Here is a 14136-nt window from a genome sequence, read left to right on the forward strand (position 1 = left end):
ACATCTGTTGCAGTCGCTGCGGCAGTGACCACACCGCAGCAGTGACCACACAGGGGGAAGGAACAACTCCATGAAGGCATCCCGCATACGGCGCCGTCTCGCCGGTGCCGCCACCGTCGCCGCGCTGGTCGGCACCGGCGTCCTGGCCGCCGCGCCCACGGCCTCGGCCAAGGCCAATCTGCTGGCCATCGACAAGGTCTCGCTCGACAAGTCGAGCCCGGAGCTGAACATCAAGTACTCCTGCGACACCGGCGTGAACCTCCAGGTGACCGGCTACGCCACCAAGATCACCGGCGGGAAGAAGAGCGCCGCGGGAGCCATCGACGCGGCCAAGCTCACCTGCGACTTCGAGACCCGCACCGTGCTGATGAAGCTCGCGCCGGCCGGCAAGGGCTTCGTCAAGGGCGACAAGGTGAAGGTCACCGTCTTCTACTGGGACGAGAACGGCTCGTTCTCCACCCAGTCCGAGGAAGCCATCGCCACCCTCTGAGCGCGGCGGTAACCGCCCGGGCCCTCGCCTCCGGCCGGCTGCTAGCCGGGGCAACTCGGCACGCTGCCACCGGAGTTGAGGGCCTTGAGGGCCCGCACCGCACCGTCCAGGCTGGTGACGGGAATCAGCCGCATGCCCTGGGGCAGCTCGGCGCGGGCGTCCGTGCACTCCGCCCGGGGGACCAGAAAGACGGTGGCGCCGTCGCGCTGCGCCGCCTGGGTCTTGAGCGGGACACCGCCGACCGCACCGACCGTGCCGTCCGCGGTGATGGTGCCGGTGCCCGCGATCTTCCGGCCGCCGGTCAGATCGCCGCCCTTGCCGTCACCGGCCATCTTGTCGACGATGCCCAGCGCGAACATCAGCCCGGCGCTGGGTCCGCCGACGTCCGCCAGGCTCAGCGCGACCTTGACGTCCTTGGGCGACTTGCCCAGCTGGTGGAGGGCGGCGGCGGTGGCCGAGTCCTGCGAGTGCTTCATCTGCTGGGCGTTGTGCTCCGCGATCTCCTCGGTGTTGTTGCCCACCGGGTAGACCGCCTCGCGCGGCATCGCCGCCTCGTCCGTACGGAACCAGGCCGTCACGATGTCCGGCAGACGCACCGAGGCGGCCGGGCCGGTGGCGACGATCGAGGTCATCCGCAGCTGCCCGGTCGTCTTGCGGGTGCCGGCACCGGTGATGGTGATCACCGGCTTGCCCTTGTCCTGACCGAGCACATTGGCCGTCATCCCCGGATAGGCCACGGAGTACGGCAGCGGCACCAGGGCAGCGGTCACAAGGAGGCCGAGGACGGGGGCGGAGCAGACCGCCAGGGTGCGAGCGCGTGGAGACACGCCGCCAGCCTAAATGACCCCCGCCCCGGCAGCCCCTCGAGGCTCCGGGCGTCACGACTCGGCCACCGCGCCTTCACACCTCGCCACGGGCCGGTCGGCTCACCGCAACGCCTCCGACACCTCCCGGGCCGCCTCGATCACCCGCGGCCCGATCCGTTCGGAGACGGCGTCGGCGAGCATCACCACGCCCACGCTGCCCTCGATGCCACTCACCCCGACCAGCGGTGCCGCCGCCCCGCTGGCGCCGGCCTCCAATTCCCCGTGCGTCAGGGCCAGTCCGCCGTCCTGGATGAGTCCCTGGCGGGCCTTGAGAATGGCCCGGCCGGCCGCTCCCCGGTCCAGCGGATGGCGGAAACCGGCCCGGTAGGCGACGTGGTAGTCCGTCCAGGTGGGCTCCACCACGGCGACGGCCAGCGCTTCGGAGCCGTCGACCAGGGTGAGGTGGGCGGTGGCCCCGATGTCCTCGGCGAGCGCGCGCAGCGCGGGCAGGGCCGCCTCTCTGACCAGCGGATGCACCTGGCGGCCCAGGCGCAGCACCCCGAGGCCGACCCGTGCCCGGCCGCCGATGTCCCGGCGCACCAGGGCGTGCTGCTCCAGCGTGGCGAGCAGACGGTAGACGACGGTGCGGTTGACGCCGAGCTTGTTGGACAGCTCGGTGACGGTCAGCCCGTGGTCGGTGTCGGCGAGAAGTTTGAGGACGCGTAGTCCCCGGTCAAGCGTCTGGGAGGTCTCCGCGGTCACGACGCCCCCTCCTGGTTCGGTTGGCGGCGCTCCTCACGCGCGGTGCTGCGTGTCCCGAGCAGCGTCGCAAGAGGCCGCCGGCCCCATGTGGCCCGGCTGCGCTCCGCGGCGGCGCTGCCACGGGGCGTGTGCGTGAGCGGGACAGTAGCGAGCAAGTCCGGTCAGCGGAAGAGTTCGTCCAGAATCCGGGCTACGGAGCCCGGAACGCCCCGAAAGGTCCCGGGAATGACGGAGGGCGGCGCAGCCCGAAAGGGTGCACCGCCCAGTAAGTGAGACGTCGGGCCACGGCGCTCAGCGCATCCGGGTGGCCCACTCCCGTACCTTCTTGATCCGCTCGTTGAGCTGCCCGGCGGTGGCCTCCGCGCTGGGCGGCCCGCCGCACACCCGCCGCAGCTCGGTGTGGATCACCCCGTGCGGTTTGCCGCTCTGGTGCACATACGCGCCGACCAGCGTGTTCAGCTGCTTACGGAGCTCCAGCAGCTCCTTGTGCGTGACCACCGGCCGCCGCTCGGCGGGTATCTCCAGCAGATCCGCCTCCGCATCCGGCTTCTTCCGGCTGTGCGCGATCTGCCGGGCCTGCCGCTTCTGGAGCAGCATCTGCACCTGGTCCGGCTCCAGCAGCCCGGGGATGCCGAGGTAGTCCTGCTCCTCCTCGCTGCCCGCATGCGCCTGCATGCCGAATTCCGCGCCGTCGTACAGCACCCGGTCGAAGACCGCCTCCGACTCCAGCGCCTCGAACGAGAACTGCTCCTGCTCACCGGTGTCCTCGTCCTGCTCCTTGTTCGCCTCGTCCATTTCCTTCTCGGACTCGGCGTAGGGGTCTTCCTCCCCGTCCTTCTTCGGCTTGTCGAGCACATGATCGCGCTCGACCTCCATCTCGTTGGCGAAGCCGAGCAGCATCGGGACGGTCGGCAGGAAGACGGAAGCGGTCTCGCCGCGCCGCCTGGACCGTACGAAACGCCCCACGGCCTGCGCGAAGAACAGCGGAGTGGAGATCGTCGTGGCATACACCCCGACCGCCAGCCGCGGTACGTCGACGCCCTCGGACACCATCCGCACCGCGACCATCCACCGGTCGTCGGAGTGGGAGAAGTCGTCGATGCGCTGGGAGGCGCCGGAGTCGTCGGACAGGACGAGGGTGGCGCCGTGCCCGGTGATCTCGCGGATCAGCTTGGCGTAGGCACGGGCCTGCTCCTGGTCGGAGGCGATGACCAGGGCGCCCGCGTCCGGAATGGACTTCCTGACCTCGGTCAGCCGCTGGTCCGCCGCCCGCAGCACATTCGGCATCCAGTCGCCGCGCGGATCCAGGGCCGTACGCCATGCCTGCGAGACCGCGTCCTTGGTCATCGGCTCCCCGAGCCGGGCCGCGATCTCGTCGCCCGCCTTGGTCCGCCAGCGCATATTGCCGCTGTAGGAGAGGAAGATCACCGGCCGGACGACGCCGTCACCCAGCGCGTTCCCGTATCCGTAGGTGTAGTCGGCGGAGGAGCGCCGGATCCCGTCGTTCCCCTCCTCGTACGTCACGAACGGGATGGGGTTGGTGTCGGACCGGAACGGCGTACCGGTCAGCGCGAGCCGCCGGGTGGCCGGCTCGAACGCCTCCAGGCACGCCTCGCCCCACGACTTCGAGTCACCGGCGTGGTGGATCTCGTCGAGAATGACCAGCGTCTTGCGCTGCTCGATCCGATTCCTGTGCAGCATCGGCCGGACGCCGACACCTGCGTAGGTGATCGCGATGCCGTGGTACTCGCGGCCGAGCGGACCCGCGCTGTACTCCGGGTCGAGCTTGATCCCGATCCGGGCCGCCGCCTCCGCCCACTGCTTCTTGAGGTGTTCGGTCGGCGCGACGACCGTCACCTGCTGCACGACGTGGTGGTGCAGCAGCCACGACGCGAGGGTGAGCGCAAAGGTCGTCTTACCGGCGCCGGGCGTCGCGACGGCGAGGAAGTCCCTGGGCTGGGTCTGGATGTACCGGTCCATGGCCGCCTGCTGCCAGGCGCGCAGCTTGTTCGCGGTACCCCAGGGGGCCCGTCCCGGGAAGGCCGGGGACAGGTGGTGGTTGTTGGTGGCGCTGGTGGTGGTAGTCACGGTCTCCGTCGGGGCGTGGTCGGCGGCGAATCTGCAACCGGGACAGCCTAGCGGCTGGATTCTCCCCACGTTTTCGGCTGTCCTGCCGTCCGCTGCGCTTTGCTTGGGCCGACGTTTTGACTGTCCCGGCGTGGGGGTTGGTCGCCGTTTCGCCTGCAGCGGGCGTGGGTTGGTACGGGTGCGGGACCACGCCTCCGGACTCCGTCCTGCGGCGCGGCCCCTCCCGTGAGTGGGGGGTAAGAGGCCGGTGGGGGCGGGCCGTTCACGTCCGTATCTGTGACGGAGTCCACACGTGACACCCGACCACTTACGTGCACCCCCACTGGTTTTCTCCCACCCACAACGGGGAGGGGAGGGGCCGGGCCGTAGCGGCGGAGCAGCGTCAGCTGGGGGAGCTACGGCGAGAACGCCCTACGTCGGGCCAGCCGACAACGTGGGGCGCAGACGGCCCGCAACCGCCACGCCCGTTGCCGCGACCACGGCCATCGCCATGAACACAGCCACGAACGCCGCCGGGTGCCCCACGGCGGCGGGGCCGGCCGAGGCGGAGGGGGAAGCCGCGATCCGCCCGCCCCCACAGGCCACGAACAACACCCCACTCGCACCGACAAACGCCACATTCCCGAGCGCATCGGCCATCTGGAGCGAAGCCGCATTGCTGCCGGCCTCCTCCGGCCGGGACAGCTTCAGCAGCAGTACGCCGCCGCTGGAGATGTTGAGCCCCATGCCGAAGCCGCCGAGCGTCCAGGCCGCCGCGACGATCCAGACCGGGACCCCGTCGAGCAGTGCCAGCGGCACCAGGCCGATGGCGGCGGCCAGGAAGGCCATGCCCAGGCCCATCAGCCGTTCCCGGTACGGCTCCAGGCGCGGGCGGCTCTGGACGTACGAGCCGAGCGCCCAGGTCAGGCCGCCGCCGGTGAGGGAGAGCCCGGCCAGGGTGGCGGACAGGCCGCGCTGGGTGACCAGCATCAGCGGGATGAAGCTCTCCGCGGCCACCAGCGCCCCGGCCGCCAGACCGCGCATCAGAACGACGGAGGGCAGCCCGCGCGCCGACCGGAACGTCCCGCGCGGCAGCAGGCGCACTATGGCCGGCACCAGCAGGACGGCGCCCACGGCGGCCGGCGGCAGCGCGGTCCAGTCCGGGTGCTGGCCCGCGTACTGGAGCAGACAGGCGCCGGCCGCCACCGCCAGCGCGAGCAGCGAGCGCCGACTGCCCAGGATGTGCCGCGCGCCGCCTTCGTTCCCGGGGGCCGTACGGGGCAGTGTGCGCAGCGCCGGGAGCATGACCGCGAGCGGCAGCAGTATCAGGAGGGGGATGGAGAGGAAGACCCAGCGCCAGCCGAGGTGTTCGCTGACCGTGCCGGAGACCAGCGGGCCGACGATCACCGGCACCACCCAGGCCGCCGAGAACGACGCCATCACCGCCGGTCGCAGCCGTTCGGGATAGGCGCGCCCGACCACGACGTACAGCGAGACCACCACCAGCCCGCCGCCGACGCCCTGCACCCCGCGGCCGACGATGAACATCCCCATGCTCCCCGCGCCGCCGGCGACCAGCAGCCCCACCCCGAAGGCCGCGATCCCGCTGAACAGCGGCGCCAGCGGCCCGCGCCGGTCGCACCATTCGCCCGCGAGCGCCATGGCGAACAGGCTCGCCGTGAAGAAGGCGGAGAAGGCGAAGGCGTAGAGCGCGATGCCGTCCAGGGCGCGGGCGGCGAGCGGCATCGCGGTGTTCACGGCGCTCGCCTCGAAGGCGACGAGCGAGACGACGGAGATGATGCCGCAGGTCAGGGCGCGGTAGGGGCGGGAGAGCACGCCGTCGGAGCCCGTGGTGTGCGTGGGGGTGGGCGTGGGGAGGGCGGCGAGGTCGGTGTCGCCGGGGCGGGGGGCCGGGTGGGGGTCGTCAGCGGTCATCCGGCCAGGGTAAGGGCCGAAGTACGGATGCACCCCTGTCCGGGGGCGGGGATGCGGTCGGCCTCGGGGACTACGTCGGGGGACGGGGCAGGGCCGGGCCCCGGAGCCGTTCGGGCCGGTGGTGAGGCGTTCCTGCGCTCCTGACGGCCGTGTGAACGCTGCATGGCGGCACCCCGGACACCATGGACTCCGCATCGTGGCCGCCCTAACCTCACCGCCGTTACCGACGGTAAAGGAGTGCGGATGCGAAGCGTGCGGATGCAGACAACTACGCGGACGGGCACGGGACTTGTGCCGACGGGACGTGTGCGGCCACGGCGTGCACGGCCGAGGCTTCCCGGGGCGGGCGGGAGAGGGGCGGGAGGCGGGCTTCGGACGCGCGCCGGCACGGCGTTCGCCGTCCTGGCACTCGCGCTGCCCGGGGCCGTGGCGCTCTCCCCGGGGGCACAGGCGGCGCCGATACCGCCCGCCCCCGGTCACCGGCTCGTGCCGCAGTACGAGGGCGCTCCGGCCGCCGCGCACCCGCTGCCCGCCGGCCAGGCGCCGCCGCAGAACCCGTATCTGGCGCCCAACGGCCGGGCCGGTATGCACGGTGACGGCGCGAGCAGCGACACCCATCCCTTCCCCGGGCCGCTGGGCGTACGGCCCGCCGTGACCAGCGAGAGGATGGCGGCGCTCGGCGGCGAGTGCGCGACCGTCACCTTCGACCGCGCCGGCCGCCTGCTGACCGTCTGCGGCACCTTCCAGGGCTTTCGTCTCAAGCTGCTGGACCCCGGGAGCCTGGCCACCCTCGCCGAGTACAGGCTGCCGCAGCGCCCGTCGACCGTCGAGGCGATCACCCGCCTCGACTTCTCCAAGATCTTCAAGGACACCTCGGGCGGCGCCTACTTCTACCTCGACCACCGGGACCGGGTCGTCCTGGCCGACTCCCGCCAGCACGTCCTGCGGCTGTCCCACCACCGATCCCCCGACGGCTCCTGGCACTTCAGCGTCGACGACGACTGGGACCTGACCCCGTACGTCCCGCACGACTGCGTCGGCTGGACCAACCTCCACCCGCGCGGCACCTGCGATCCGGTCACCTCCGTGCAGCCCGACTGGAACGGCCGGATCTGGTGGGTCACCCGTAAGGGCCGGATCGGCACCATCGCCCCGGACACCGGCGCCGTACACGCCATCCGGCTGCCCGGCGAGGAGATCCAGAACAGCTTCTCGGCAGCGAGGGACGGGGTCTCTCTCGTCTCCGACCACGCCCTCTACAGCCTGCGCGCGGACGCCGACGGCACCCCGCACATCCAGTGGCGCCGGACCTACGACCGCGGCACGGGCGGCAAACCCGGCTCGATCAACCAGGGCTCCGGCACCACGCCCACCCTCCTCGGCGACGCCGCCCACCCGTACACCGCGATCACCGACAACGCCGACGACCGGATGAACGTCCTGGTCTACCGCCGCACCGGCACGGCCGCCGGCCGTCTGGTCTGCAAGGTCCCCGTCTTCGGCGCCGGCACCTCCACCACGGACAACTCCCTCATCGGCTACGGCAACAGCCTCGTCGTCGAGAACAACTACGGCTACGAGAACGTCACTTCGCTCCTCTTCGGCAAGTCCGTGCCCGGAGGCATCACCAGGATCGACATCCGGCCGGACGGCAGCGGCTGCGACACCGTCTGGCAGAGCGGGGAACGCGCCCCCTCCAGCGTCGCCAAGCTCTCGACCGCCAACGGCCTGCTCTACTTCTACACAAAAGACCCCAACCGGCTGGGCATCGACGCTTGGTACCTGACCGCCGTCGACTTCCGCACCGGCCGCACCCGCTTCAAGCGCCTCACCGGCACCGGCCCCCTCTACGACAACAACTGGGCCCCGATCACCCTCGGCCCGGACGGCACGGCCTACGCCGGCGTCTTCAACGGCCTGGTAGCCGTACGGGACACCGCCCCCGCCCCTTGACCACCGGCCCACCAGAGCCCCGACCACCCCCCGTTCATGAACCCCGCATTGCCGCACATTGCACCTTCGTGACAGGGCGCCCGACACCCTTGCCGGGCCCCCTGCCCCGCTGCCTAAAGTCGGCACAGCACCAAAGCCCGGCCGTGTGCCCGAGTGGTTCAGGGGCTCGCCTGCAAAGCGAGTTACGTGGGTTCGAATCCCGCCACGGCCTCCATCGCACCGAACGCCCCCGTGCGGGCCGCGCCTTCCCGTGCTTCGCGTCCCGCGCACGAACCGCTGCACGATCCCCCGCAAGCCGTTCGCCCTCATACGACTCCCCCGCCTCTCGTCCGCTCGACGCCGTACCGCGCTCTGGAAATCACGGTAAGTGACGCCACTGACAACGGCCTTGCGGGAGGACTCGCCGGACGTGGCGTACGCGCCGTACGTGCACCCGTGCTCATACACCCGCCCACCCCCCGAAGGGGGGTGGGCGGCGGGGAAAAAACAAGAGGGGTGGGTGGCCGGCGGGGCGGGGCCAACGCCCGCCCCGCCCCGTCCTACTGCTGGACCGCCTGGGCCACCGCCGCCTGGGGGCGGATCGGGAGGCGGCCGATGGGGCGGCCGGTGGCGGCGCGGACGGCGGAGGCGACGGCGGCCGGGGAGGTGACGACCGGGACGGCGCTGGCGGGCTTGGCGCCGAAGGGGGCGACCACGTCGCGTTCCTCGACGAGTTTGACGATGCGGATGTCGGGGGCGTCGAGCGCGGTGGGCAGCGCGTAGCCGGTCAGGTCCGGGTGGCGGACCTGACCGCGGGTGGTGCGCAGGTTCTCCATCAGGGCGGCGCCCAGGCCCTGGGTGACGCCGGCCTCGATACGAGCCCGCAGCTGGGCCGGGTTGAGCACCCGGCCCACGTCCTGGGCCACGGTCATCTCCACGACCCGGATGGTGCCCAGTTCGATGTCGACGTCCGCGACGCACCGGATGGCGCAGAAGGCGAGGCCGACGAAGGCGTCGCCCTGACCGCCCTCGTCCAGCGGCTCGGTCGGATGCGGCCGGCACTGGGCGGTGGCCCACAGTTCCTTGCCGTCCAGCGCCTCGGTGACGGTCGTACTGAGCACCCCGTCGTACGAGGTGATCTTGCCGTCGGTGATGGAGAGCAGCTCGGTGGACATCCCGAACTTGTGGGCCAGCGGCTGGAGGAGCTGAGTGCGGACCATCTTGGCGGCGCGTTCGACGGCGCCGCCGGAGACCCAGGTGTGCCGTCCGTGGCAGGCCGGTCCGGCCGGGGGCTGGTCGGTGTCGACGCCCGCGACGTGCACCTCTTCGACCCCGAGGGTCTCCTGGACGATCTGCCGGGCCAGGGTGGAGAAACCCGAACCCGTCTCGACCGCGGCGCAGATGACGGTGGCGACCGAGCCGCTGACCTTGACGGTGGCGGTGGAGACCTCGTCGGTGCCCTCGGCGCCGAGCATGTGCACCATGCCCAGGGCGTAGCCGACGCCGCGGCGCACCGCGCCCGGTTCGCCCGCGCCCTCGGGCCCGCCCGGCAGCAGCCATTCCGCTTCGGGGGTGTCCTTGGGCAGCTCGGGCAGCGGCGCTTCCTTGACGGCGCTCAGGAGTTCGGCGACCGGGGCCGGGCAGGTGACGGTCTGGCCCGTGGGCAGCAGGTCCCCGGTGGCCATCACATTGCGCATCCGGAGCTCGTCGGGCTCCAGGCCCAACTGGGCGGCCAGCTTGTCCATCTGGCCCTCGTATGCCGCGCAGACCTGCATCGCGCCCTCACCGCGCATATGGCCCGACGGCGGATTGTTGGTGCGCACCGCCCAGCCCTCGACCACCGCGTGCGGGACGACGTAGGGGCCGCAGGCGAAGGAGACGGCGGCGGCCAGGGCCTCGGCGGAGGTGTCCGCGTAGGCGCCGGCGTCCATCAGGATCTGCGCCTCCACCTTGACCAGCTTGCCGTCGGCGTCGGCGTGGTGGCGGTAGCGCAGCAGCGTGGGGTGGCGGTGGGCGTGCGCGAGGAAGGATTCCTCCCGGGTGGCGGCGAGCTTCACCGGGCAGCCCGTGCGCAGCGCCAGCAGGCCCAGCGACAGCTGGATGCCGGGGTCCTCGCGGTCGGCGGTGGCACCGGGGACGCCGGTGACGACCACCTTGACGCGCTCGGGGTCGAGGCCGAACGAAGCGGCGGCCAGGTCCCGGTCGGTGTGCGGGTCGGTGGAGGCGGTGTAGATCTCCACACCGCCGTCGGGGCGCGGCACCGCGAGTCCGGCCTCGGCCCCGATGGGCGCCGGGTCCTGCCGGCCGATCCGGTAGAAGCCCTCGACCATCACCTCGCCGACCGCCTCCGGGTCGCCGAAGCGGAGCGGGATGTGCCGGATGAGGTTGCCGTCGGGGTGCAGCGGCTCGGCCTCGAAGGCCAGCTGCGGGTCGGTGACGGCCTCCAGGACCTCGTACTCAACGGCGATGGCGGCGGCGGCCAGCCGTGCGGTGTCGGGGTGGTCGGCGGCCACCGCGGCGATCGGCTCGCCGTGGTGGCGGACCTCGTCCTTGGCGAAGACCGGGCGGTCGGCGACGCCGCGGCCGTGCCCCGCGTCACCGGGGACGTCCTCGTGGGTGACGACGGCGCGCACGCCCTCCATCTCCGCCGCGGGCTTGGTGTCGATGGACACGATGCGCGCCCTCGGGTGCGGGGAGCGCAGCACGGCGGCCCACAGCAGCCCTTCGGCCCACAGGTCGGCGGCGTACGGGAAGGTGCCCTCGGTCTTCGCGGACGCGTCCGCGGGCGGCAGGGAGATGCCCAGGCCGTGCGGCGCCGTCTCCTCGGGCGGGACGGGGACGCCGGTTGCGGGTGTCACGGTGACGGCGCCGTCTGTCGTGCCGTTCATGCCGCCCCCTCGCTTCGCTCGGCCGCGCACTCGCTCGGCGCGCACCCGTTCATGACTCGCTCGCTCCGCTTGCTCATGCGGCCCCTCCCGTCTGCGAATCGGCGCCTGGCCCCTGGTGGGGGTGGTGGCCGGGGGCGTCCGTGTGGCCGGTGGGCTCCGAGGGGCCCGCCTGGTGCGGGATACGGGGCGTCTCCGGGAGCGCGTCCGCCGGTGCCTCATCCGCGGCGTGCGCGGCCTCGGCGGCCTCCGCACGGGCCTGTACGACCTCCGCGACGGCGTCCAGCACGCCCCGGTAGCCGGAGCACCGGCACAGGTTGCCGCACAGCGCCTTACGGGTCTCCAGCTCGCTGGGGGCGTGGTTGCCCTCCAGGAGGTCGTGCACGGTCATCGCCATGCCCGGTACGCAGAAGCCGCACTGGACGGCGCCGGAGGCGGCCAGCGCCCGCTGTACGTCGGAGGGCACGCCGTCCTGGGCCAGACCTTCGACCGTCCGGACGTCGCTGCCCGCCGTGGTGGCCGCGGGCACCAGGCAGGAGGCGACCAGCCGCCCGTCCACCTGGACGGAGCAGGCCCCGCACTCGCCCTGGGAGCAGCCGTCCTTGGCCCCGGCGAGGCCGAGCCGCTCGCGCAGGACGTACAGCAGCGACTCGCCGATCCAGGAGTCCGTGACGGGGCGGTCGGTGCCGTTCACGCGCAGCACGTAGGAGGCGGCGGGGTGTTCGTCGTGGGCGGCGTCCGGGGCGGGAGCGCCGGGGTCCTCGGCGACGGCGGGCTCGCCCGTGAGGTCCACCTGGCCGACGGGGTCCGGCGCCTGGACCGGACCGTCCGGCTCCTGTGGTCGGGCCGCCTCATGGACGTCCTGCGGCGCGTCCTGGGCTTGCGGGGCCTGCGGGGCCTCCTCGGGTGCCGGGGCGGCCGCCGGGCCGGCCTCGGCGGCGTCCTCGGGCTCCGGGCGCGGCTCGGCGCCCGCCACGGCCACCTGGGCCGCGGGCACGTCCCCATCGACGGGCTGCTCCGTGCCGGCCGCCTCCCGGGGGTGGTCGTACGTCTCGTACGGCTCATAGGCGGCGTACGCGTCCCCCGTGGCGGCCGTCGGCCCGGCCTCCTGGGCGGGCGACGGGCCGACCGCGAACTCCCCGGAGTGCTCCGGCGCTTCCCCCTCGGCCACCGGGACCGTCCACGGCTCGCCGCCCGGTGCATGGCCGGCACCTATGCTCGGCGCCGCCTCCTCGGGGCGGGGCGCCGCCTCCTGCTCCTGCTGAGCGGGCGGCCACTGGGCCAGCGCGTCGGCGGGCAGCGACCAGTGCCCGGTCGCGCCGGGCTCCGGGGCCTTCGCCTCGCCCACGGCGGTCCCGTACGGGTCGCCGTCCACCGCTTCGCCGCCGCCCGCCGGGCCGCCCTCCGCCGCGTACGGATCGCCGCCGGATGCGCCGAAGGAATCCGTGGCGGCCTCGCCGTGCCCGGGGGCGGTCGTGGCGCTCAGGCCGGCCGCGAAGTTCCAGTGGCCGGTGCGGCCAGTCCCCGCGGCGTCCGCCGGTGCTTCGGCGCCGCCGTAGGTGTCCTGGTAGCCGCCCTGGTAGTCGACGGGCGCGCCGTGCTCCTGGTGCCCGGACGTCGCCGGGTGCGCCGGGTGGCCTTGCTGTCCCGGATGGCTCTGGTGTCCCTGGTAGCCCGTCAGGCCGTCCTCGCCGACCAGATACTCGCCGGACTCCTCCAGGACGTCGTCCGCGGCCGCCGGCACCGACCACGCACCGGCACCGCCAGCCGCCTCCGGGCTGCCCGCGACCGGCCAGTCCACCTGGTCGCCGCCCCAGGACGGGGCCCCTTCCGGCGCACCGCCCTGATAGATCGCGGCCTGCTCCTGGTGGCCGGAGTGGCCGGGGTGTTCCTGGTGGCCGGAGTGGCCCGAGTGGCCGTTGTGCGCCGGGTATCCGGCGGACGGGTCGGCGTATCCGGCCGCCCGGTCCGCGAACGGCATCGTCCACTGGGCGGTCGACGCGGGGTCGGTGCCCGTGGCGGGCGCCGACGGCTCGGGGGTGTGCCGGGTGAAGGAGTCCGGCGGGGTGTAGCCGTGGCCGGGCGCGGCGAGCGGCTCGGTGCCGGGCGGGTTGTAGCCGGGCACGGAGCGGTAGCCCCCGGTGGTGAAGCCCTCCGGGAGCTGGACGAAGGCCGTCGCCTCCTGCTCGTACTCGCCGCCCTGCGGGAGCGGTTGCCAGCCGTGGTCGGGGTGCGGCTGCTGTGGGGTGTGGTTTTCTTCGCTCACGAGAGCGCCCTCCCAAGAGCGCGGCGGGCCAGGGCTGCCACCGTACGGCGCAGGTGCAGTGCGGCGGGTGGCAGGGTCGCCTGTTCCGAACCGTCCTGCGGCGGCACCGGGTCGGGGATGCATGCCGCGGCCACGTAGTCGCCGAAGGCCGTCAGCGCCTCGGGCACCAGGCCGCGTTCGCCGTCCCAGTCGATGAGCGAGGCCACCCACTGCTCGGCCTCCAGGGGGCGCAGCGGCATCGCGGCGACCGCGCCCACCGCGCAGCGCACATTGCGCCGGGCCGGGTCCAGGACCAGTGCGACCGAGGCGGTGGCCCGCCCGGGGCCGGTGCGGCCGGTGGCCTTGAGGAAGGTCTGCGGGGCGTGCAGCAGCGGCACCCGTACGAAGCCGACGAGTTCACCGGGGTGCAGCATCTCGCGGCCCGCCAGGAGGTGGCTGACCGGGATCTCGCGGCGGGCGCCACCGGGGCCGGCGATGATCAGGGTCGCTTCCAGGGCGGCGAGCACGGGCAGGGTGTCGCCGGTGGGCGCGGAGGTGACGATATTGCCGCCGAGCGTCCCGGCGTTGCGGATCTGCGGGGGGCCGGCGGCGCGGGCGGCGGCCGCCAGGCCCGGGATCAGCGCGGCGAAGTCGGGGCGCCCCATGCGGGCGAGGGTGAGTCCGGCGCCGAGCAGCGCATGGCCGTCCTGGTACTGCCAGCCACGGATCTCGCTGATCCGCCCGAGGCCCACCAGGGCCGCGGGTCTGAGGAGTCCGGCGTTGACGGCCGCCATGAGGTCGGTGCCCCCGGCGACCGGGACGGCGGTGGGCATGGTGGTGAGCGCCGCCACCGCCTCGTCCAGCGAGGACGGCAATGTCACCGTTTGTGTCGCCTGCGGTGCGTGGGTGGTCAAGCCAGCTGCCCCTTCCCCGGTGTCCCGGCTGTTCCGCTCCGCCGTACGGTACGTGCTCACGGCCCGGACGTGGCAACTCTGGCACATCTTCCCCGGCCCC

9 protein-coding genes and 1 tRNA gene are annotated in these 14136 nt (G+C 73.2%); 3 read left to right on the forward strand and 7 right to left on the reverse strand.

Annotated elements, in window-relative coordinates:
- Positions 1–70: 70 nt before the first annotated feature.
- On the forward strand, positions 71–490 hold the full coding sequence (locus B1H19_RS16265; protein WP_083105420.1) for a hypothetical protein: 420 nt from the start codon (positions 71–73) through the stop codon (positions 488–490).
- Between the two features lie 41 nt (positions 491–531).
- Here B1H19_RS16265 and B1H19_RS16270 read toward each other — a convergent pair whose 3' ends face one another.
- From B1H19_RS16270 to B1H19_RS16285, 4 genes are all read right to left on the reverse strand, one after another.
- Positions 532–1317, reverse strand: coding sequence for a S16 family serine protease (locus B1H19_RS16270; RefSeq protein ID WP_083105421.1), 786 nt, complete (start codon positions 1315–1317; stop codon positions 532–534).
- A gap of 99 nt (positions 1318–1416) precedes the next feature.
- Positions 1417–2058, reverse strand: a complete 642-nt coding sequence (locus B1H19_RS16275; protein WP_083105422.1) for an IclR family transcriptional regulator — start codon at positions 2056–2058, stop codon at positions 1417–1419.
- Positions 2059–2349: 291 nt separating this feature from the next.
- Positions 2350–4146 (reverse strand): DEAD/DEAH box helicase, encoded by a 1797-nt coding sequence (locus tag B1H19_RS16280; RefSeq protein WP_083105423.1) that lies wholly within the window; start codon positions 4144–4146, stop codon positions 2350–2352.
- 411 nt (positions 4147–4557) lie between these two features.
- The gene (locus tag B1H19_RS16285; protein WP_083105424.1) at positions 4558–6060 is read right to left on the reverse strand and encodes an MFS transporter; all 1503 of its coding nucleotides are present in this window, start codon (positions 6058–6060) and stop codon (positions 4558–4560) included.
- 426 nt (positions 6061–6486) lie between these two features.
- Here B1H19_RS16285 and B1H19_RS16290 point away from each other — a divergent pair, with 426 nt between their 5' ends.
- Both B1H19_RS16290 and B1H19_RS16295 read left to right on the forward strand, forming a co-directional pair.
- Positions 6487–8013, forward strand: a complete 1527-nt coding sequence (locus B1H19_RS16290) for a hypothetical protein (RefSeq protein ID WP_237289336.1) — start codon at positions 6487–6489, stop codon at positions 8011–8013.
- A 139-nt stretch (positions 8014–8152) separates the two neighbouring features.
- Positions 8153–8227, forward strand: a tRNA-Cys gene (locus B1H19_RS16295).
- A 325-nt stretch (positions 8228–8552) separates the two neighbouring features.
- On the opposite strand, the gene B1H19_RS16300 is transcribed toward B1H19_RS16295, so the two are convergent.
- From B1H19_RS16300 to B1H19_RS16310, 3 genes are all read right to left on the reverse strand, one after another.
- Positions 8553–10880 carry a xanthine dehydrogenase family protein molybdopterin-binding subunit gene (locus tag B1H19_RS16300; RefSeq protein WP_083105425.1) on the reverse strand — a complete coding sequence of 776 codons (2328 nt, stop codon included), beginning with the start codon at positions 10878–10880 and terminating at the stop codon, positions 8553–8555.
- Between the two features lie 73 nt (positions 10881–10953).
- Complete coding sequence (locus tag B1H19_RS16305; RefSeq protein ID WP_083105426.1) at positions 10954–13143, reverse strand: 2Fe-2S iron-sulfur cluster-binding protein; 2190 nt, start codon at positions 13141–13143, stop codon at positions 10954–10956.
- Positions 13140–14036: an FAD binding domain-containing protein gene (locus B1H19_RS16310; RefSeq protein ID WP_083105427.1), complete on the reverse strand. Its 897-nt coding sequence runs from the start codon at positions 14034–14036 to the stop codon at positions 13140–13142. Before B1H19_RS16310 ends, B1H19_RS16305 begins: the two co-directional genes overlap by 4 nt.
- Positions 14037–14136 lie beyond the last annotated feature (100 nt).

This window comes from Streptomyces gilvosporeus (assembly GCF_002082195.1).
GTDB classification, from domain to species: domain Bacteria; phylum Actinomycetota; class Actinomycetes; order Streptomycetales; family Streptomycetaceae; genus Streptomyces; species Streptomyces gilvosporeus.

What these genes read in the sequence shown, in the direction of transcription:
- B1H19_RS16265 (WP_083105420.1), top strand. Translation starts at nt 71, where the DNA reads ATGAAGGCATCCCGCATACGGCGCCGTCTCGCCGGTGCCGCCACCGTC.
- B1H19_RS16285 (WP_083105424.1), bottom strand. Translation starts at nt 6,060, where the DNA reads ATGACCGCTGACGACCCCCACCCGGCCCCCCGCCCCGGCGACACCGAC.
- B1H19_RS16300 (WP_083105425.1), bottom strand. Translation starts at nt 10,880, where the DNA reads ATGAACGGCACGACAGACGGCGCCGTCACCGTGACACCCGCAACCGGC.